The organism is Sporosarcina sp. NCCP-2222, from assembly GCF_023168145.1.
In the GTDB taxonomy this organism is placed as follows: domain Bacteria; phylum Bacillota; class Bacilli; order Bacillales_A; family Planococcaceae; genus Sporosarcina.
This window is the reverse complement of record NZ_BQYK01000016.1, coordinates 1-18,653: the sequence shown is the minus strand read 5'-3', so window position 1 is coordinate 18,653 and position 18,653 is coordinate 1. Positions and strand designations below refer to the sequence as shown.

Annotated in this window: 21 protein-coding genes, 1 pseudogene and 1 other annotated feature; of the genes and pseudogenes, 13 read left to right on the top strand and 9 right to left on the bottom strand. The window is 43.5% G+C overall.

The window, feature by feature from the left end; genetic code table 11:
• Window positions 1-185 precede the first annotated feature (185 nt).
• Window positions 186-488, bottom strand: coding sequence for a YunC family protein (locus tag NCCP2222_RS20135; protein WP_248514189.1), 303 nt, complete (start codon window positions 486-488; stop codon window positions 186-188).
• A 102-nt stretch (window positions 489-590) separates the two neighbouring features.
• Here NCCP2222_RS20135 and NCCP2222_RS20130 point away from each other — a divergent pair, with 102 nt between their 5' ends.
• The 3 genes from NCCP2222_RS20130 to NCCP2222_RS20120 all read left to right on the top strand — a co-directional run bounded on the left by NCCP2222_RS20130 (window position 591) and on the right by NCCP2222_RS20120 (window position 2,194).
• Window positions 591-731, top strand: coding sequence for a hypothetical protein (locus NCCP2222_RS20130; protein WP_248514188.1), 141 nt, complete (start codon window positions 591-593; stop codon window positions 729-731).
• Window positions 732-1,023: 292 nt separating this feature from the next.
• Window positions 1,024-1,842, top strand: a complete 819-nt coding sequence (locus tag NCCP2222_RS20125) for a S1C family serine protease (protein WP_248514187.1) — start codon at window positions 1,024-1,026, stop codon at window positions 1,840-1,842.
• A gap of 73 nt (window positions 1,843-1,915) precedes the next feature.
• Complete coding sequence (locus NCCP2222_RS20120; protein ID WP_248514186.1) at window positions 1,916-2,194, top strand: alpha/beta-type small acid-soluble spore protein; 279 nt, start codon at window positions 1,916-1,918, stop codon at window positions 2,192-2,194.
• 52 nt (window positions 2,195-2,246) lie between these two features.
• Here NCCP2222_RS20120 and NCCP2222_RS20115 read toward each other — a convergent pair whose 3' ends face one another.
• Window positions 2,247-3,545 carry an alkaline phosphatase family protein gene (locus tag NCCP2222_RS20115; RefSeq protein ID WP_248514185.1) on the bottom strand — a complete coding sequence of 433 codons (1,299 nt, stop codon included), beginning with the start codon at window positions 3,543-3,545 and terminating at the stop codon, window positions 2,247-2,249.
• A 141-nt stretch (window positions 3,546-3,686) separates the two neighbouring features.
• On the opposite strand from NCCP2222_RS20115, the gene NCCP2222_RS20110 reads away from it, so the two are divergent.
• Complete coding sequence (locus NCCP2222_RS20110) at window positions 3,687-3,842, top strand: DUF1540 domain-containing protein (RefSeq protein ID WP_238081595.1); 156 nt, start codon at window positions 3,687-3,689, stop codon at window positions 3,840-3,842.
• Window positions 3,843-3,904: 62 nt separating this feature from the next.
• Here the strand turns inward: NCCP2222_RS20110 and NCCP2222_RS20105 are convergent, their stop codons facing one another.
• Window positions 3,905-4,108, bottom strand: coding sequence for a YgaP family membrane protein (locus NCCP2222_RS20105; RefSeq protein ID WP_248514184.1), 204 nt, complete (start codon window positions 4,106-4,108; stop codon window positions 3,905-3,907).
• A gap of 192 nt (window positions 4,109-4,300) precedes the next feature.
• Here NCCP2222_RS20105 and glnA point away from each other — a divergent pair, with 192 nt between their 5' ends.
• From glnA to NCCP2222_RS20070, 7 genes and pseudogenes are all read left to right on the top strand, one after another.
• Window positions 4,301-5,635: a type I glutamate--ammonia ligase gene (glnA, locus tag NCCP2222_RS20100; protein ID WP_248514183.1), complete on the top strand. Its 1,335-nt coding sequence runs from the start codon at window positions 4,301-4,303 to the stop codon at window positions 5,633-5,635.
• Window positions 5,636-6,138: 503 nt separating this feature from the next.
• Window positions 6,139-6,427, top strand: a pseudogene (locus NCCP2222_RS20095) (transposase); the annotation flags it as partial.
• A gap of 755 nt (window positions 6,428-7,182) precedes the next feature.
• Window positions 7,183-8,100 carry a cytochrome aa3 quinol oxidase subunit II gene (qoxA, locus tag NCCP2222_RS20090; protein WP_248514182.1) on the top strand — a complete coding sequence of 306 codons (918 nt, stop codon included), beginning with the start codon at window positions 7,183-7,185 and terminating at the stop codon, window positions 8,098-8,100.
• Between the two features lie 27 nt (window positions 8,101-8,127).
• The gene (gene qoxB / locus NCCP2222_RS20085) at window positions 8,128-10,074 is read left to right on the top strand and encodes a cytochrome aa3 quinol oxidase subunit I (protein WP_248514181.1); all 1,947 of its coding nucleotides are present in this window, start codon (window positions 8,128-8,130) and stop codon (window positions 10,072-10,074) included.
• Window positions 10,071-10,667, top strand: a complete 597-nt coding sequence (gene qoxC / locus NCCP2222_RS20080; RefSeq protein WP_248514180.1) for a cytochrome aa3 quinol oxidase subunit III — start codon at window positions 10,071-10,073, stop codon at window positions 10,665-10,667. Before qoxB ends, qoxC begins: the two co-directional genes overlap by 4 nt.
• A 1-nt stretch (window position 10,668) precedes the next feature.
• A complete protein-coding gene (gene qoxD / locus NCCP2222_RS20075) occupies window positions 10,669-10,959 on the top strand; it encodes a cytochrome aa3 quinol oxidase subunit IV (protein ID WP_248514179.1) in 291 nt (96 codons plus the stop codon).
• A 241-nt stretch (window positions 10,960-11,200) separates the two neighbouring features.
• Complete coding sequence (locus NCCP2222_RS20070) at window positions 11,201-12,130, top strand: bile acid:sodium symporter family protein (protein ID WP_248514178.1); 930 nt, start codon at window positions 11,201-11,203, stop codon at window positions 12,128-12,130.
• 59 nt (window positions 12,131-12,189) lie between these two features.
• On the opposite strand, the gene NCCP2222_RS20065 is transcribed toward NCCP2222_RS20070, so the two are convergent.
• From NCCP2222_RS20065 to thrS, 6 genes are all read right to left on the bottom strand, one after another.
• Window positions 12,190-12,573 (bottom strand): hypothetical protein, encoded by a 384-nt coding sequence (locus NCCP2222_RS20065; RefSeq protein ID WP_248514177.1) that lies wholly within the window; start codon window positions 12,571-12,573, stop codon window positions 12,190-12,192.
• Window positions 12,574-12,839: 266 nt separating this feature from the next.
• On the bottom strand, window positions 12,840-13,079 hold the full coding sequence (locus NCCP2222_RS20060) for a DUF3977 family protein (RefSeq protein WP_248514176.1): 240 nt from the start codon (window positions 13,077-13,079) through the stop codon (window positions 12,840-12,842).
• A 124-nt stretch (window positions 13,080-13,203) separates the two neighbouring features.
• The gene (locus NCCP2222_RS20055) at window positions 13,204-13,626 is read right to left on the bottom strand and encodes an NUDIX hydrolase (protein WP_248514175.1); all 423 of its coding nucleotides are present in this window, start codon (window positions 13,624-13,626) and stop codon (window positions 13,204-13,206) included.
• 210 nt (window positions 13,627-13,836) lie between these two features.
• Entirely contained in the window at window positions 13,837-14,694 is an 858-nt protein-coding gene (locus NCCP2222_RS20050; RefSeq protein WP_248514174.1) for an alpha/beta fold hydrolase, read from the bottom strand.
• A gap of 185 nt (window positions 14,695-14,879) precedes the next feature.
• On the bottom strand, window positions 14,880-15,197 hold the full coding sequence (locus NCCP2222_RS20045) for an RNHCP domain-containing protein (protein WP_248514173.1): 318 nt from the start codon (window positions 15,195-15,197) through the stop codon (window positions 14,880-14,882).
• 76 nt (window positions 15,198-15,273) lie between these two features.
• Window positions 15,274-15,445, bottom strand: a sequence feature (16S ribosomal RNA rRNA prediction is too short).
• A gap of 136 nt (window positions 15,446-15,581) precedes the next feature.
• Window positions 15,582-16,787, bottom strand: a complete 1,206-nt coding sequence (gene thrS / locus NCCP2222_RS20040; protein WP_248514172.1) for a threonine--tRNA ligase — start codon at window positions 16,785-16,787, stop codon at window positions 15,582-15,584.
• A gap of 1,051 nt (window positions 16,788-17,838) precedes the next feature.
• Here thrS and NCCP2222_RS20035 point away from each other — a divergent pair.
• Together NCCP2222_RS20035 and NCCP2222_RS20030 are read left to right on the top strand one after the other, a co-directional pair.
• Window positions 17,839-18,279, top strand: a complete 441-nt coding sequence (locus NCCP2222_RS20035; RefSeq protein WP_238081622.1) for a hypothetical protein — start codon at window positions 17,839-17,841, stop codon at window positions 18,277-18,279.
• Window positions 18,267-18,554 (top strand): DUF2653 family protein, encoded by a 288-nt coding sequence (locus tag NCCP2222_RS20030; RefSeq protein ID WP_248514171.1) that lies wholly within the window; start codon window positions 18,267-18,269, stop codon window positions 18,552-18,554. Before NCCP2222_RS20035 ends, NCCP2222_RS20030 begins: the two co-directional genes overlap by 13 nt.
• Window positions 18,555-18,653 lie beyond the last annotated feature (99 nt).

Sequence of the window (18,653 nt, the reverse complement as noted above, 5' to 3'; positions counted from 1 at the left end):
ATGATGGCTATATAAATGGATACAATAGCAAACGAAATCGCTATTAGAAACACGCCGATATGTACAAGCATACGAAAATTCCTCCTTCCTACCCTTCGTATACCCGAAGATGAAGAAAAATAAGCGTGACATCAGCCGTATACGCAAAAAATCGGACTTGGCATCTTCCACCAAGCCCGCACTTATTAAATCATTTTTAACAAAGCATCTTTACCAATCATGCCGGCCGTAATGCCTTTTTCTTCCGCCTCCAAAGTTACGGATTCCAGCGGAGCTTCAAGCAGCTGCTCAATCGTCTTTACGCCGACCGCACGACCAGCCACTATTTTCCTTTCAGCCAGCACATTATTCAACAGTCCCACATCCAATGCCCCACACATAATATACCCTTTGTCATTGGAAACTGTCAGTAAAGTCGTCTTCGGCAAAAATACGGTTACCGCTGTAAACGGATGACCATCCAAAAATAACGGAGTCACTGTCACCATCTGCACCGCCCCTTTCCTCCCTATACATATGGATGGTGAAACAAAAAGGTGATTCATGTTCGGTTTACAGATAAACATGCTGGTTTGCATGGAGCAGCGCGAATGAACGCCAGATGCGCAGGCATAGTTACGAGCGGTATGAATGAATATACGAGAGGTTCTCAGAATATACGAGCGGTTGCTGGAATATACGAGTGGTTCCAGAATTATTCGAGCTGTCTGTTCACCGATACGAGCGGTTAAAAGAATATATGAGTTGTTAAAGCATATATACGAGCGGTTACGTGAAGCCCATTCTTAATGATATTTTTGGTTACGTAGAAGAAGCAGCCAATAAAAGTTCCGTCTCTTTATATAGCATATGCATTCAAATATCTCCAACAGCTAGTAATCCACCTCATCATATATTCTCAGCAATTTCACTCTAGAAATACCTTCGTCAATTCAGAAAGAAGGTTTCCTTTCAAAAAGGTGTCACTCTTGCTACTATAATAGATAAAGTTATAAAAATTTCCTTGGATTTTTTGAAGAGGGTGTGGATGGATTGGACCGAGATCAGGATTTAAAAGACCATCCGTTGTATGAAGATTTAACGGAGGAAGAGATGAATGAGCTTGCCCTGCAAGCTCGCGAGGAAGCGCGGGAACAAGCGCGGGAACAACCTGATCTGCCAAAAAGACGGGTTCCGAAGTGGTTTGCATGGCTACTTTCCATTGTACTGATTGGCAGTACATTTGCCGGGCTATTTCAAGTGTTTTCGATACCAGCCATTGACTTTCTATTAACTTCCGCAAAATTATCGCAGCATGAAGACATAGCAGCTTACAAAAAGGCGGTTGTCGTGGTAGTTACAGAGGATGGAAAAGGAACAGGGTTTGCGATTTCGGAAGATGGAACTATTTTGACGAATTATCATGTCGTTGAAGGAAATGATACCGTCTCTGTAGTTTTCCCTGAAGACGGAAGATATGCAGCGGAAGTGGTTAACACAGAACCATCTATTGATATGGCCGTTCTTAAAATCGAAGGTAAAGATTTACCAAAGCTGACGCTTGAAAAGGACGGGACGATCGAGAAAGAGGATGCTATTCGTTTCATAGGTAATCCATTAAGTTTTAAAGGAATTGCCAATGAAGGTGTAGTGATCGGCCCAACTCGGTTAAGCGATTGGAATGAAGATGTAATGATGATTAAAGCGCCCGTCTACAGAGGTAATAGCGGAAGTCCTGTCATCAATGAAAACGGATCGGTAATTGGTGTTATTTTTGCCACGTTAGAACACGATGAACACGGCAAAGTCGGGCTGTTCATCCCCATAGAACTGTTAAACAAATACAAAGTCGTCTCGAATTGATAAAACACAACTTCATTTTCCACACCGCTTTCCTCCCTTGAGGGACATACTATTGACGAAAGGAGAGGAAAGCATGATGAGACGTGCAAAATCACTTTTCCCGGAAGCAAAAACTGGGCCTTATCAGATATCAAATGAAGCTGTAAAAGATAAAGGCAGAACAGTGGAAGCTCCCCAAACAAAATTTGAAATCGCAAAGGAACTCGGCATCCCTTTAACAAATGAGGATAATGGGGATTTGACTTCCCGGCAAGCCGGTAAAATCGGCGGGCCAATAGGCGGAAATATGGTAAAAGAGATGATCCGGCTGGCACAGGAACAATTGGCGAGAGATCGTCGCCCCTTGGAATAAACCAAATGACTTCTCTCCTCCTATAACCGGGGAGAAGTCATTTTCTTCGCTTTCAGTCCGTCAGCAATTCATTCAGCACGCGGCCATCTACTTCTCCTAGATCGAGGCCAAGTAAACGGGCGAAGGTCGGTCCCTCATCTACAAGTGACATCGCAGGCAGGATGACACCTTCTTTTATCCCCTTCCCTTTTGCAATAAAGACCGTTTCATAACCGGATTTTTTAGGTGAATAGCCATGGCAAGCTCTTGTGTATAAACCGTCAGCTACATCGGCATCTTGAATCAATTCATAAGCATCTCCGTTCAGCGATTCAGAGAAGTAGAATCCTTCCCTTGCTTCCAGCATGAACGCCGCTTCCCCGTTTGCCCCCATTTGCTTCATTTCCACCGAATCATATACCGTTTCAATGCCATTCTTCGGGTTTGAGACCAAAGAATATAGCAAAGCTCGCACGCGATCTTTCACAAGTGGATCGCTGACATGGATATAACATGAACCGTCATTGCTCTGGCAATACGCTTTCCACGAAGTGACTTTCCCCTTCTTTCCAATTCCAATTAACCCGCTGTCTTTAAGCAGAACGTTCATCTTAATAACCGTATGTTCATCTATTGAGCTGTGGTCACCCAACGCAACGACAGTAGTCTTTTCCCTGATACCACTCTCTTCTATAGCATTCAAAATTTCGCCCAGCCTTGCATCATGCCTCTTTAACGCTTCCTTGGCTTCCTGTGAGTCAAATCCATGTTGGTGTCGATGCGAATCTAAGTCGACAAGATGAATCAGCATCAAATTCGGTTTCTTCTCGCGGATCGTATAAGTAGCAGCCGCTGTAACGAAATCATCTAGCCAGGGCTGATGAATTCCTTGACGAAGATGGCCAAACTTGCGATTCATATCGAATGTATAGAAGAAGCTGCCATTATGTAAAGAAACGGCAGTCTGGGAATGCCATTTACGGTTGGCGAAAATCTCAGGAATATGAAAATCAATTTTCGCTCTCGCCGTTACCGGCCACAGTAATGCAGCGGTCGACATGCCCGCTTTTTTCGCTTCATCATATACGGTCGTACCCTTCACGTGGCGCCGATGCCAATACCAATCGGGAGACTGGCGGCCAGGCTGGACAAGTGTATTAGCAGTAATGCCATGTCGTATTGGGTAGTTGCCCGTAATAATTGATGTATGACACGGATAGGTTACGGAAGGATAAATCGTCTTGACATTGCGGCAGTACGAAGCTCCTTCCAAAAGCCGTTGAAAGTTCGGCAACTTTTGAATCTGCTCAAAGTCCTTTGCAGATAGGCAGTCAAAAGAAATGACAATTACATGATCAGTCAATCGTTCCATCCTTTACATCCTCCGATTTGTTAACGCATTCCCTTCATTATATACAAATTCGAATATGAAATTAAATGCTTGAACAGAATGCATAGGGAATGAATCATTCCTCGTGTATGAGGCATTCTAAAGTAACAGGAGGTGAACGAATTGGATCAGCGTATTCTTTGTGAAGTAAACAATTGCACATACTGGGGCAGCGGAAACAAGTGTCATGCTGAAGTCATCTATGTCGTGAGCCAAAACGGTAGCCAAGCGGCGGACAGCGAAGAAACGGACTGCAAAACGTTCAAGCCGGAGGACTAAATCGGTAATCCTGTTTGGGAGTGCAGGGGTCAAAGTGACCTGTTGCACTCCCGTTTCTTTTGTCATTCATCCATATTTAACAGGTCCTTCACTGGACAATAACGCGTCATGCCCTCCGCTACTTTTTGTGCTCCCATCATGCTAACGAACAGTTGGGCGCCTGTCGGTTTTTCCCTTGCCATTTTCGCGATGGACCAAGCGAGCAAAGTCAGCCCTCCCGCGATTCGAACCATCGCATTCACTGTACCGATATTTTGCTTAATCAATTTCCCTCCTTTTGTTTACCTCTTTATCATTCCCTGCCCTTTTCGAATTATCAGTTCCGCCGTTGAAAACCCTTACAAAGTGATAAATGAATAAAAATATATTTTTTTCGATAAAAAAAGTAAATTTCTTCTTGAAAATGGCATTCGACATGCTTTATCATAATAAAATGTTACATAAAGGAGTGAGGCATGATGAGGAATTATACAAAAGAAGACATCCGGAGATTTGTTAAGGAGGATAACGTGAATTTTATCCGACTTCAGTTCACCGATATTTTTGGCATGATCAAGAACGTGGAAATTCCGGTCAGCCAGCTCGAGAAGGCTTTGGACAATAAAATGATGTTCGACGGGTCTTCCATTGAAGGCTTTGTTCGAATTGAAGAATCGGATATGTATTTAATACCTGACTTGGATACTTGGATGGTCTTTCCTTGGCCGTCCGGAACGGGTAAAGTGGCCCGTCTCATTTGTGATGTTTCATTAGCAGACGGACGCCCATTTTCAGGTGATCCACGAGGAAATCTAAAACGAATTATTGAAGAAATGAAAGAAATGGGCTTTACGGAGTTCAATTTAGGGCCTGAACCAGAATTTTTCTTATTTAAATTAGACGCTAACGGCAATCCAACTATGGAATTAAATGATCATGGGGATTATTTTGATTTAGCGCCAATGGATCTTGGAGAAAACTGCCGTAGGGATATTGTTTTGGAACTGGAGGAGCTTGGTTTTGAAGTCGAAGCCTCTCATCATGAAGCGGCCCCTGGACAACACGAAATTGACTTTAAATATGCTGATGTTCTCTCCGCTTGTGATAATATTCAAACATTCAAGCTCGTCGTCAAGACGATTGCAAGGAAACACGGTTTGCACGCTACTTTTATGCCGAAACCAATCTACGGGGTAAGTGGTTCAGGGATGCACTGTAACGTTTCTCTTTTCAAAGATGGGGAAAATGTGTTTTTCGACGAAAATGGAGAACGTAAATTAAGTGAAACAGCTTATCAATTTATGGCTGGCGTGTTGGATCATGTCCGTGGATTTACGGCCATTACGAACCCGACCGTCAATTCCTACAAACGGCTTGTCCCTGGCTATGAGGCTCCCTGCTATGTAGCATGGTCTGCACAAAACCGCAGTCCCCTTATTCGTATTCCAGCTTCACGAGGAATGAGCACAAGAATTGAAGTGCGTTCCGTTGACTCTTCTGCAAATCCATATTTGGCGATGGCCGCCATATTGAAGGCAGGATTGGATGGCATTAAACGAAATTTACAGCCACCACAGCCTGTCGACTGCAATATTTATGAAATGAAGCAAGCTGAATTAAAGGAACGTGGCATCGGTACGTTGCCAACTGACTTGGATCATGCCTTAGCTGCACTTTCTGAGGATGAAGTAATTCGAGAAGCACTTGGATCACATATCTACTCTAATTTTTCAGAAGCGAAACATGTCGAGTGGGAAAGCTATCGAATAACCGTCCATCCTTGGGAGTTAGAACATTATATGAAAATGTACTAATGAGAGAAATCCCGTTCTTCGAAACGGGATTTCAGGCTGTAGACAAACTCTAAAGATTTGGAGTTTGCCTGCAGTCTTTTTCTTTTACAATGGAATCATCAATGAAACTGTTGATTTCCGCTGCGAGCGGACGCTTTCCGGGGGGCACGGCTTCAGCCAAGCGAACTGCAACGGGTTCGCTTTGCCGTATTTCTGCGATTTTAGCGGAAATTAAGGCAGCTCCTCCTGTGCTCCCAACGCTACGCTTTTGGTCGCAAAAGCCGTTCTTCGTAACGGCTTTCGCTTCGCTCCGTCCAGGGTCTTCAGCTCGTGCTGATCCCCCAGGAGTCGCCGCTCCAATCAACGGATGTCTCTTACTACTCAATGAGGTGATGGATATGATGACAAAAAATCAAGTCAATGAACGCGACCAGTTAGAGATCCTGACGATTGAACAATTGGTTCCACTAGATCATCTGGTCCGTAAACTGGATGCCGCCCTTGACTTTTCCTTCATCTAACTTTCTTTTCCTACTTTCTGTGCCGCATGCCCAGTAATTGATCAATGTACGCAAAGTAAAAATAAGCAAAAGATGATCCAGAGGCATATTTGACAGGACTATCAGGAAGAATTAAGACACCACTACAAGATTAAGAAATCTATGAGAAACGCAAAGATACGGTTGAACGTGTCTTTGCTGATGCGAAAGAAAAGCATGGGATGCGCTGGACAACCCTGAGGGGTCTAAAAAATTGTCCATGCAGGCGATGCTTTCTTTTGCTGCCCAAAATCTGAAGAAACATGCCAGCTAGACATGGAGTCCACCTGTCCAAGAAAGCTCGTATACGAACCAAGTGTCCTGGAGGACACCTAGTTGATTGGAGTGCAGGCGGAGACTCCTGGGGATCAGCGAAGCGCGAAGACCCCGCAGGAAGAGCTGCCACGAAGAACAGCTCATGCGACTATAAGCGAAGCGTTAGATGCAGACTGATGCCTTAATTTCTGCAAACTACGCAGAAATTAAGGCAAAGCGAACCCTTCCCTGTTCGCTTGGCTGAGGGCAAGCCGCCCCGGAAAGTGTCCGCCCGGAACGGAAATCAACGGCCGGTTTCTCCCCTGTTGATTAAAAAGCAGAAAACGCAAAAGGGTCGGAAATCATAACGATTTCCAAGTCTAAAGTCTGAAATCCCGTTCTTCGGAACGGGATTTTTTTATTTCCTCTACTTCCCCTCGCGCAAAAAATATTACGACAACCGAAAAGTCAAGTTTAAAACCTTATAATACATAGTTTTTCACAATAATTTCACATTCCATTTTTCCTTCAATTTGGCACTATTTCTATCAATTATATTTCTTACTAATATATAAAAACCAAATTAGAACCTTTTGTGACAACGGTTCTAAACTATTGTTTTTAGAGGTTGAAAGGAATATTATATGTGACACGAGGGAATTCCCTTACTTAAACTGTAAACGAAAGCTAATTAAATATTATACACAAATAATATTTTCCAGCTTCTAAGTAAGTGGATTTCTTACATTTTAACTGAAGAGAGGGGAGTAACCATTGAAGGCGAAATGGTTCTTACTATCAATTTTCTTTACGCTTTCTCTGATTTTATCAGGCTGTGATAATTCGTTGCTCGTATTCGATCCTAAAGGACCGCAAGCGAAGACGTTATCCGATACGATTATCTTTTCGATCATCATGATGGCAGGCATCCTTCTCGTTGTCTATATCCTATTTACATTCATGCTCGTTAAATACCGGGCATCCAAGATGGACGACAGCTACGAGCCGCCGCATGAAGAAGGAAGCAAATGGTTGGAAATCACGTGGACAATTATTCCGATCATCATTGTCATTGTTCTATCTGTCGTAACAGTGCGGACAACATCCGAAGTAGAAAGCAAGCCAGTCGCTTACGCAAATGACAAACCGCTTGTGATTTATGCTTCATCTTCTAACTGGAAATGGCATTTCAGCTATCCAGAGGAAGGCATTGAAACAGTCAACTATGTCAACATTCCGGAAGATCGGCCAGTCGAATTCCGTCTTTACTCTTTCGGACCGATCACAAGTTTCTGGATTCCTCAATTAGCAGGCCAAAAATATGCGATGAGCGACATGGTCACAAAGATCAATCTGGCTGCTGAAATACCAGGATCCTACATTGGTAAAAACTCAAACTTTAACGGTAAAGATTTTGCCCATATGGAGTTTGAAACACAAGTCATGACTGAAAAAGACTATGAAAAATGGGTGGAAGAAGTTAAGGAGACAGCTCCTGCTTTGACTGAATCCGAATTTGATGAATTGATTGAGCCAAGCGTCCTTGGACGTAAGACGTATTCTTCTACACATCTTGAGTTTAGCCCTGCTCCAGAAGGCGAACATGCTGGCCATCATCATGGAAACAGCGATGAGGAAACAGACTCTTCACACCATATGGACATGGACATGGATATGGAAGACCATAAATAATCATCTACTCGAAGGGAGTATACATCTATGAAATGGGATGAATTTTTCGTCACCGGCGAGCCGATGATCTACGCGGCGATGGTCTCGATAGTTCTTGTCTCCGTTGCGATCGTGGCAGGTCTCACCTATTTTAAAAAATGGGGTTACCTATGGCGCAATTGGTTGACAACTGTTGACCATAAGAAAATCGGTGTTATGTATATTATCGCGGCGCTACTTATGTTGTTCCGTGGCGGCGTTGACGCCCTGCTCATGCGGGCACAAACGGCAGTTCCTGAAAACGGGCTGCTCGATGGACAGCATTACAATGAAATCTTTACAACACATGGAATTATCATGATTCTGTTTATGGCGATGCCATTCATTATCGGTTTGATGAACGTCGTCATCCCGCTTCAAATTGGAGCGCGCGACGTCGCATTCCCTCGTTTGAACGCAGTCAGCTTCTGGCTCTTCTTCTTTGGAGCGATGTTGCTGAACTTGTCTTTCGTCATCGGGGGATCCCCTGACGCAGGTTGGTCGGCTTACTTCCCGCTTGCGAGCACGGAATTCAGCCCGACTGTCGGAAATAACTATTACTCACTCTCCCTGCAAATTGCCGGGATTGGTACATTGATGACAGGTATTAACTTCCTCGTCACGATTTTGAAAATGCGTGCACCTGGCATGACATTAATGAAAATGCCAATGTTCACTTGGTCCATTTTGATCACTAGCGTTATCATCATCTTCGCGTTCCCTGTCTTGACTGTCGCTCTTGCTCTTATGATGCTTGACCGTCAATTCGGAACTCAGTTTTTTGCAATGCAAAATGGCGGGATGGATATGCTTTGGGCAAACCTGTTCTGGGTATGGGGCCATCCTGAAGTGTACATCGTAATTTTGCCGGCATTCGGTATTTACAGTGAAATCATTGCAACATTTGCCCGTAAGAATCTGTATGGGTACAAATCGATGGTTATCAGTATGGTCGCCATTTCCATGCTGTCATTCCTTGTATGGGTGCATCACTTCTATACAATGGGACACGGCGTCATGGTCAACAGCGTGTTCTCGATTACGACAATGGCAATTGCGATACCAACCGGGGTTAAGATCTTTAACTGGCTCTTTACTTTACGTAAAGGGAAAATCACTTTCTCTACCCCAATGCTATATGCCCTGGCGTTCATTCCGATTTTCACAATTGGCGGGGTCACCGGGGTTATGCTAGCCATGGCAAGTGCCGACTATCAATATCATAATACGATGTTCCTTGTCGCCCACTTCCATTATGTATTGATTCCAGGAACGGTGTTCGCGGTTATCGCAGGATACCACTACTGGTTCCCGAAAGTGTTTGGCTTCCGTTTGAATGAAAAGCTTGGTAAATGGGCATTCTGGTTTATCGCAATTTCATTCAACGTTACGTTCTTCCCTCTCTTTATCTTAGGTTTGAACGGTATGACACGTCGGATGTATACCTATTCGGAAAGCACTGGTTTCGGACCGCTTAATATGCTTTCCATGGTAGGAGCAGTCGGATTGACGATCGGGTTCCTATTGCTCGTTTACAATATTTACTGGAGCACTCGTTACGCCAAGCGCGATACAACAGGTGATCCATGGGATGGTCGTTCGCTTGAATGGAGCACGCCAAGCCCTGTGCCTGAATATAACTTTGCGAAAACACCTGTCGTTACAAAACTAGATGCATTCTGGTTCTCGAAAAAGGAAAACACTCCATTGACGGATGATGGAGACTATGAACCGATTCACATGCCGAATAATAACGGCCAGCCTTTCATCATGGGTGTCGCTTTCTTCTTCTTCGGATTCTTCATGGTGTTCAGCTGGTGGATCCCTGCCATCATCGCAGGTCTCGTTGTCCTTGGCACTATGGCCTACCGGACATTTGAGCAGGATCATGGCCACCACATTTCGGTTGAGGAAATTGAACGGACTGAAAAAGCATTGCGAGGTGAACAGTCATGAAAATAGATCACGCTAAGCCTCTTGAATACAGCACAGAGGAAAATCGCCTGAAGATACTCGGGTTCTGGGTTTTCCTAGGAGCGGAAATCGTCTTGTTCTCCACGTTGTTCGCCGTCTATTTCACACTTGTGAACCGGACGGGGAACGGCCCGGCCGGCAGTCATATCTTTGAATTGACACCGGTTATGGTAGAAACGATCGTGCTCCTTTCAAGTAGTTTCACCATCGGTCTCGGCATCCATGCGATGCGGATCGGAGCTAAGAAGGCAATGATGACCTTCTTCGGCATTACCCTTGTTCTCGGCGCCGTCTTCCTCGGTGTAGAAATTACAGAGTTTGTGACGTACGTACATGAAGGGGCAACTATTCAGACAAGCGCATTTTTGTCCAGCCTTTTCACATTGCTCGGAACTCACGGAGCCCACGTTACATTCGGTCTCCTTTGGGGCAGCGCGATATTATTCCAAGTGAAAAAACGCGGCTTAACCCCTGAAACAGCGAACAAGTCATTCATCTTCTCCTTGTACTGGCACTTCTTAGACGTCGTCTGGATCTTCATCTTCAGCTTCGTCTACTTGAAAGGAATGATGTGATATGAAACAGCTATTTCCTGTCCCGCATGTGATCGGATTTGTTTCTTCACTTCTCCTTTCACTGATTGCGCTCGTTGTTGTGAAGTTTGACCTGACTTTCGCTTCTGGTATGACTATCCTAGGCGTTACGGCATTGGTTCAAGCAGGCTTGCAGCTCTTCCTTTTCATGCATGTTAACGAAAATGAAGATAAGCGCTCTCTCATGACCAACATCGCCTATGCCCTTTTCGTCGGACTCGTTACTATTTTCGGTACGTTGTTCGCGATGCTGTGGGGATATAATATGATTTAACGAATTGGACCTGTTCATGTTGAACAGGTCCTTTTTGCTATATCTATTTCCGTTCTTATAGAAACAATGCTGGCATTAGGCAAGGTATTAACTACACTAAAGAACCTACAATTCAAAGGACATTTTTTCAAGTGAAATCCTGACAAGGATAGAAATCAATTACTAGAAACCTCCCAATATAAAAAATAGAGTGACATTTTTATATTCCATGATAATATATAACGATAGGAGGTGAAAAACTATGCAATCTTTTATCAAATTTAGTCAGTTTATTGGGAAGACATTTGCGATTTGGGTTTTAGTCTTTGCAGCCCTCGCATTTTTCATGCCAGCCCAGTTTGCAGGGCTCGGAAAGTATATTTCCATCCTGCTAGGTATTGTCATGTTCGGCATGGGAATGACATTGACATTAAAGGATTTTGGAGAAGTCATCCGCCAGCCGAAGAGTGTGCTGATCGGTGTCTTGTCTCAATTCATCGTTATGCCGTTGCTTGCATACGGCCTTGCCAAAGGTTTGAATTTGCCAGCAGAAATCGCGATTGGTGTCATATTGGTCGGCGCCTGTCCTGGAGGAACTGCATCCAACGTCATGACTTTCTTAGCGAAAGGAAATACAGCATTGTCCGTAGCGGTTACTTCCGTTTCCACTTTGCTTGCCCCCATTCTTACACCAGCTATTATTTATGTTTTGGCGAGTGAGTGGCTTGAAGTATCGGCAGCCAATATGTTCATGTCTGTAGTGAAAATCGTCTTGTTCCCTATCGTACTCGGATTAATCGTTCAATTCTTCTTGAAAGAGCAGGCAAAAAAGAGTGTTGATATCATGCCACTTGTTTCCGTTATTGCAATCGTATTGATTGTGGCGGCTGTTGTCGCGGGAAGCAAGGAAAAAATAATGGAATCAGGATTGCTCATTTTCGCTGTCGTCATCTTACATAATGGACTCGGTTACCTATTCGGTTTCCTGATCGCCAAGTTGTTCAAATTGGATTATCCGGACCAGAAAGCAATTTCCATCGAAGTCGGCATGCAAAACTCTGGTCTGGGAGCCGCACTTGCTGCTGCCCATTTTAGTCCGGTTGCAGCCGTGCCAAGCGCCATCTTCAGCTTCTGGCACAATATTTCAGGACCGTTGCTCGCAACGTATTGGGCAAGAAAATCAAAAAAATAAAACAAGCAGGCCAGTTTACAATGAGCTGGCCTGCTTGTTTGCTTGTGTGAATTTTTCAATCAATAGGACGAAGTCTGGATATCTCTCTTTGTTCCTGTTATTACTGTAGCAAGGACACTGCCTGTTGAAACTAGCACTCCAGTGATCCCAACCCCTATGACCCAAACACTCGGAATGAAAAACCCAACTGGAATGAGAACTACAAAAGCCAAAACGATAAATGCTTGATAAATAGTTGAGATGATTCGAACGACCGGATGATCAAAAAAAGCCAAAATGAGTGGCGGTAAAAATAACGCGACAACCATTCCAATCGATATCACGAGGAGAATGGGCTGGTCAAATGAGATTGTATTTGGCCCTGTTGGATATTTTGCGCCCAATAGGACAGCACTTATGGCTATAGCAAGAGTCAAGCACAACATCGAAAGTCTTATTACCACTACAAAAACCCCTTTATCTTTAAAGATTCCGCTAAACCCTTCAATTAGAGGCGGGCCAGCTAATTGTTTTTAGTTTATCAGCATTGCCTTCTCTTCAAAACAAGCTAAGGGTGTAATCTTGGTAAGACTTGGGGCGTAGTGGTATCTACTTTTCGTTGTGCTGTGAGGAATATTATTAATGATGCCTAGCCTATTCAATAAACACTTTTTTCCTTATGTCTAAGACAGGGAAGATTGTTTATTCTGTCCAATTTGGCCAACTTGGTTCATGATAAGCTTTTGATTCCCAAGATTATTTTTACTTTTGCTTTATTCTTCCTTCCAACTTTGATTCCCTCCTCTGAATCTACGATCATGACTTTTTTCCATAACCATACTCTTACATAAATTGATTCGATATGAATCGGGCTTGTTATTCCCTTCTCCTCAACTTCTGTTCCATCACACAATTCTTTTTCTGTTCTTATTAACCATTTGTTTCCTATTCCGAATTCAATAAACTTCATCTCCCATCCCCCTTCCCTTCTGAGTCACTGATATAGAAAACATAGCTTGGACTGTCCCGAATTTCTAAAAAAAAAAGATGCGTTTGACATGTCATACGCATCTCTTCATTACACTCAAACAGCTCTAAAACTCCACATAGAAGGGATGCTTACCGTTATCAAGACAGTACTCAATCCTTTGCCGAAAGTTATCAATCGTGATCATTTGCAATGCCTGTTCGATCGGGAAAAATCCAACTTCTATACTTTCTGGCGAGGTGGTTAATTCGCCACCTACCGGCTTAGCCAAAAACAGCGTATTGCAGATAGATTTTTGGACATTCTGAAATATTCCGCAGAATTTTATCACTTCAATTTCAATACCTGCTTCCTCTTTTGTCTCTCTTATGGCAGCCTCTTTAAGCGACTCCCCCTCTTCTACAATGCCACCCGGCATTTCCCACCCTCTACGCGGACCTTTGATTAATAATATTTCATTCTGTTCATTCAAAACAATAGTCGCCGCAGAAACAAAATGCTTCGCAGGTGTATATGTATTTGCCCCCATCATATTTTTTCCCCTCTCAAATAAAATGGTTCCTTACTTTCCCTACTTGACTCGTTTATTAATCTTCAGCTTTCACTATGGACTATGTAGCATAGCCACTCCATTCGCTCCTAATGAATATGCATTGGAAACTTATCAATTAGAGTTCAGACTTAGGAGCAACCATGAGAAACGGGGGATAATACGTCTCCTCCCCCACTCAACAAGACATTATGTAGTTGTCTGACTTGCTTTTAGCAGTGTGCTTTCAACAAATACATCAAACTTCTCTTCTTCCTCGGCAAACGGATAATGATTGCTTTCGCTAAAGCTGGTGAAATAGGCATTCGGCAGGCAATTCGCTATTTCAACGCCAAATTTATGAGGACATTGCATATCATAAACACCTGAGTAAATATAGGCAGGAATATGTACACTTTTCAAAGCCTCCCGAACATCATACGTTTTGCAGTCTACTTTTCGGAAGTATGACAATCGCTCTCCTACGGTCCTTCCGCTGTTCGGTTTCAATACTGCAGCATCCATCTTCTCTTCAGAGTGAAAAGACATTAAATTCCATTCACGTCCCAACGAACGTCTTTCTTCTAGAGGAACATCGGGCGTATCCAAACGGTCCATAATTTCTACAATCCGCTCAAAGTTCGGGTTTTCCCGGCAATAAATACTGCCAGGATCAGCAGCATATTCCTTACTGGCTGCAGCCCCGCCACAAATGATTTTCGTTAAGGATTCTTGTTTCATCGTCGCATAAACTAGCGCCAGCATCCCTCCTGTCGAATGTCCTGCAAATCCCCATTTTTTCAGTAGTAGCGCTTCACGAATTGCTTCCAGATCCAACACGGATTCCTTCATGCTGTACTGCGCTTCTGATTCCGCCTCTACTGATTTACCAGCTCCCCGTAAATTGATGAGAAAGACATGATAGTGAGCAGTAAAGGGATTTGCAAATGTATTCCCCTTTTCATTGTATTCACTATATAGGTGAGTTACAGCAAGAGGTTCTCCTTCTCCTTTTTCAAACAACTCAAAAGACCCTCTGCTTGTTTCGATAATTCGTTGCTTCCACATATGATGATCCCCCTTTTCCTTCCCATATTGTAACACTGATAAGAAAATTATGTTAACTGATTTTTTTGGATTTATAACATTACAACAGAACACATTTACCTCTTTTTTTCGTTTTCACGGGTCTGACCAGTCATTTCAATCAAAAAAAGAACCAAGCAATTCGCTTGGCTCTCAATGAATACATACTAGAACGTAAATCCATTTGATGAAAAGGATATCCAATCATCTGCCTGCACAGTACATCGGGCGATTTTATTCTTCCCGATTTTCCCGCATTTTTCACATTGGTGAATCAGCTGATAGCCCTTTTTCGCTGAATAGTCCCATCCTATGGGTTTCATTAATCCAAGGCAACCACTCGCTCGATCTCCCGGCTTATCGTCAAGATGCTTAGAGTATAAGCAATAAGGACAATGATTTCGAAAGCTCCCGTTCGTTAAGGGATCAATCGTTGCTCCGCATTGCTCACAGATAAATCCTGTATTTTCTTCTTTCCGGCCCATGTACATTCCTCCAAGATGTTTTTTCATCTTTGGAGGCAGGGTTCCGTTTTGTTTTCCTACATTGTAGTTTCAGGCTTTCCGGGAGAAGGGACCCCTTCACCGCCCGGCTCTACCCGGCGATTACTGCTAGTTCCTGCTTCAGCCAGGCGTATTCCATCCTGGCATCCGAACCACGGCTGCTTTTCAATTTGTCACAGCCACTGTGAGACGGACCTCTCCATCTCCCACTAGTTGGTGTTCTTCCTGGATCACTGACATCAGCATTCGTCCCCTATGCTACACGGCCATTTCTATTTTGTATGAACAAACTCATCACTCCATATACCTCGGCATGTATTCCACACTATAGTAGCAGATCCCCTTTCAATTAAACAGCTTATTTTCCTATTTCTTCTGTTCACTTCGTACTTTTTCCAACAGCTTATCCATCGGCATCTGCCCCAAATCTCCTTCTTTACGTTTCCGGACAGAGACAAGTTGTTTTTCGACTTCCTGGTCTCCTACCACCAACATATACGGCACCTTTTGTTTTTCGGACTCCCTAATCTTCAATCCCATTTTTTCTGCACGATCATCCACTTTGACTCGGATGCCTTCTTTAGCAAGCCTATGTCGCAAGTCGTTTGCATAATCAACATGCTGATCAGCGATCGGGACAATCCTCACTTGTTCGGGCGCCAGCCATACAGGGAAGTCTCCCGCGTAATGTTCGAGGAGGATGGCAAGGAAACGTTCAACGGACCCAAAGATAGCGCGATGAATGATGATCGGGTATTCGAGTTCATTCAGTTCATTCACATAGCGGCAATTGAATTTCTCTGGCATTTGGAAATCCAGTTGGACTGTGCCGCATTGCCAGCTGCGTCCGAGCGAATCGAGAATATGGAAATCGATTTTCGGCCCATAGAACGCTCCGTCCGCTTCATTTATCCGATAATCCATGCCCCGCTGTTTGAGTACAGATTCCAGCGATTGTTCAGCTTCGTTCCATAATTCCAGAGATCCCATATAATGATCCGGCCGAGTCGACAGTTCAACTTCATACTCGAAACCAAATTCCGAATACATCTCATGTACCATATCCAGTACTCTGTCAATTTCCTTTTCAATTTGATCCTTCCTAACGAACAGATGGGCATCATCTTGCGTAAAGGCCCGGACCCGCAACATTCCATTTAATGAACCGGATAACTCATGGCGATGAACTAATCCCAGCTCTGCATAGCGGATTGGCAATTCACGATAGCTTCTCCGTTTATGATTAAAAATGAGCATGGCTCCCGGACAGTTCATTGGTTTCAGAGCATAGTGCTGCTCATCGACATTCGAAAAATACATATTTTCATGATAATGATCCCAGTGCCCTGATTGTTCCCATAGCTCCTGCTTCATCATTATCGGTGTTTTAATTTCGTCATAGTCTGCTTCCTGGTGTTTTTGCTTCCAATATCGTTCCAACTCATTTCGGACAATCATCCCTTTCGGCAAATAAAACGGCATGCCCGGCGCTTCTTCTGACGCCATGAACAGCTCAAGCTCCTGTCCTAATTTACGGTGATTCCTTTTTTCGATTTCCTGATTGACTGACATACTAATTCCTCCTATTTTGTATATAAATAAAAACCGCACTCCTCCCTAGATATAGGGACGAATGCGGTCGTGATACCACCCTGATTCCGCCGCAATTCGCAAGAATAACGACGCTCAATTCGATAACGGTTTCCCGGTTGCAGTTTCACGCAAATCTCGCGATTCCCTGCAACAGCTTAAAGGCGGTAAATCATTTCTTCTTCTACAGGACTTCCAGCCGATGATCCTGTTCTCTGGCAAGATTCCAAAATGATTCATGTCCTTTTCAGTGCTTTCTTATTCAAATAAAAAACCGCATTCTTTCCCTGTGTAAGGGACGAATGCGGTCGTGGTGCCACCCTGTTTCCGACATGCCAAAAAAGCATGACGCTCAAGCGATAACGGTCTCCCGATCGCAGTTTCGCATAATTGCGGTTGCCTGCGATAGCTCAAAGGCGGTAAATCATTTGTTCCACTACAGGACTTTCAGCCAATGGTCCTGTTCTCTGTCAAGCTTTCCAAATGATTCGTATCCTTTTCCATGCTTCCTGTTCAATTTAAAAAAACCGCATTCTTCCCCCTAAGAAGGGACGAATGCGGTCGTGGTGCCACCCAATTTCCGACATACTTAAAAAGCATGTCGCTCTAGCGATAACGGTCTCCCGAACATAGTTTCCTGCCTAGCGCAGTCCCCTATGATAGCTCAAAGGTGGTTAACCATTTCACTCGCTACAGAACTTTCAGCCAAGGTCCTGTTCTCTGGTGAAGCTTTTGAAATGGTTCATGTCCTTTTCAATGCCGTACTATTTGATTTCTTTTTTGAATTATAGTAAACAGCAACCTTTCTGTCAATAGGCACCTTTCATCTTTATAAATTTTTAATATTCCACCACAAAGACCAATTCCCTTTCATATTTATGGATCAAGCTATCTTTCATTGTTAATTAATTTCAAGTTATTGCCTTCCATTTTTATTCACAATTCTACCAAAGCAATTGATTATTATTTTAGCGGTAAGTCATTTATAATAACATTAAGGCACAAAAGAGTGCCCAAAACGGAGGGAAATGAATTGAAAAAACTAGTATCGGCGCTACTTGCAGTAACAATTATCATGTCACCGATCGGCAGTACCCTATTCAATGACCATGCGACAACTGTTGAGGCAAAAGGGTACAAGTCTGGCAAGAAAAGTTTTAACACAAACAACAACTCTTATAACAAACCAGCTAAAGTGGATAAGAAACAAGAAGATAATGCTTCCTTTAACAAACAAGCAAAGCCCGCTTCTTCAAAGGGAGGATTTTTCTCCGGCGGCTTAATGAGAGGATTGTTCGTGGGCGGTCTTGCGGGACTCTTATTCGGCAGTCTGTTTGCCAACATGGGGATCCTTGGCTCACTTCTTGGATTTATGATCAATATGTTGGCGATTGTCTTGATCATCAGTATCATCCGGAAAATTTTTGTTTCATTCAAAAAGCGGAAGGAAGAAGTTAATCCATGGCGGAGCTGACGATGTCTGAGCAGGATATCGTCAATGCCATTTGCCTGTATGCGGCAAAAAATTATCCGGTCCAGCCGGAAGACGTCGAAGTGGAATTGGCATATGACGAAGAAGTTTTCTCAGCCGAGGCTGTTATCCAAGGGGAAACCTACTCACTTACGTCTTTTCAAATGATTCAAGCGATCCGGCTATGGATCGAAGACATGCTTCAAGAGGATCCCTTTGCCGCAGGCATTCGCCTACTTTTCGATCGAAACGAAGGGATCATTGCATCTATTCATTAAGCTCAAACCCAATCAATCCAGATGATTGTGAAGTGACCCCTAAAAGTTAGACACGATATTGCTTCAGGCAGCTTGGGTAAAATGAGTTCGGTATTGTAC

Bases quoted from the DNA above. Each gene is read 5' to 3' on its own strand.
- NCCP2222_RS20135 (WP_248514189.1), bottom strand. From the start codon at position 488: ATGGTGACAGTGACTCCGTTATTTTTGGATGGTCATCCGTTTACAGCG.
- NCCP2222_RS20130 (WP_248514188.1), top strand. From the start codon at position 591: ATGAACGCCAGATGCGCAGGCATAGTTACGAGCGGTATGAATGAATAT.
- NCCP2222_RS20120 (WP_248514186.1), top strand. From the start codon at position 1,916: ATGATGAGACGTGCAAAATCACTTTTCCCGGAAGCAAAAACTGGGCCT.
- NCCP2222_RS20115 (WP_248514185.1), bottom strand. From the start codon at position 3,545: ATGGAACGATTGACTGATCATGTAATTGTCATTTCTTTTGACTGCCTA.
- glnA (WP_248514183.1), top strand. From the start codon at position 4,301: ATGAGGAATTATACAAAAGAAGACATCCGGAGATTTGTTAAGGAGGAT.
- qoxB (WP_248514181.1), top strand. From the start codon at position 8,128: ATGAAATGGGATGAATTTTTCGTCACCGGCGAGCCGATGATCTACGCG.
- qoxC (WP_248514180.1), top strand. From the start codon at position 10,071: ATGAAAATAGATCACGCTAAGCCTCTTGAATACAGCACAGAGGAAAAT.
- qoxD (WP_248514179.1), top strand. From the start codon at position 10,669: ATGAAACAGCTATTTCCTGTCCCGCATGTGATCGGATTTGTTTCTTCA.
- NCCP2222_RS20070 (WP_248514178.1), top strand. From the start codon at position 11,201: ATGCAATCTTTTATCAAATTTAGTCAGTTTATTGGGAAGACATTTGCG.
- NCCP2222_RS20060 (WP_248514176.1), bottom strand. From the start codon at position 13,079: ATGAAGTTTATTGAATTCGGAATAGGAAACAAATGGTTAATAAGAACA.
- NCCP2222_RS20055 (WP_248514175.1), bottom strand. From the start codon at position 13,626: ATGGGGGCAAATACATATACACCTGCGAAGCATTTTGTTTCTGCGGCG.
- NCCP2222_RS20050 (WP_248514174.1), bottom strand. From the start codon at position 14,694: ATGTGGAAGCAACGAATTATCGAAACAAGCAGAGGGTCTTTTGAGTTG.
- NCCP2222_RS20045 (WP_248514173.1), bottom strand. From the start codon at position 15,197: ATGGGCCGGAAAGAAGAAAATACAGGATTTATCTGTGAGCAATGCGGA.
- thrS (WP_248514172.1), bottom strand. From the start codon at position 16,787: ATGTCAGTCAATCAGGAAATCGAAAAAAGGAATCACCGTAAATTAGGA.
- NCCP2222_RS20030 (WP_248514171.1), top strand. From the start codon at position 18,267: ATGGCGGAGCTGACGATGTCTGAGCAGGATATCGTCAATGCCATTTGC.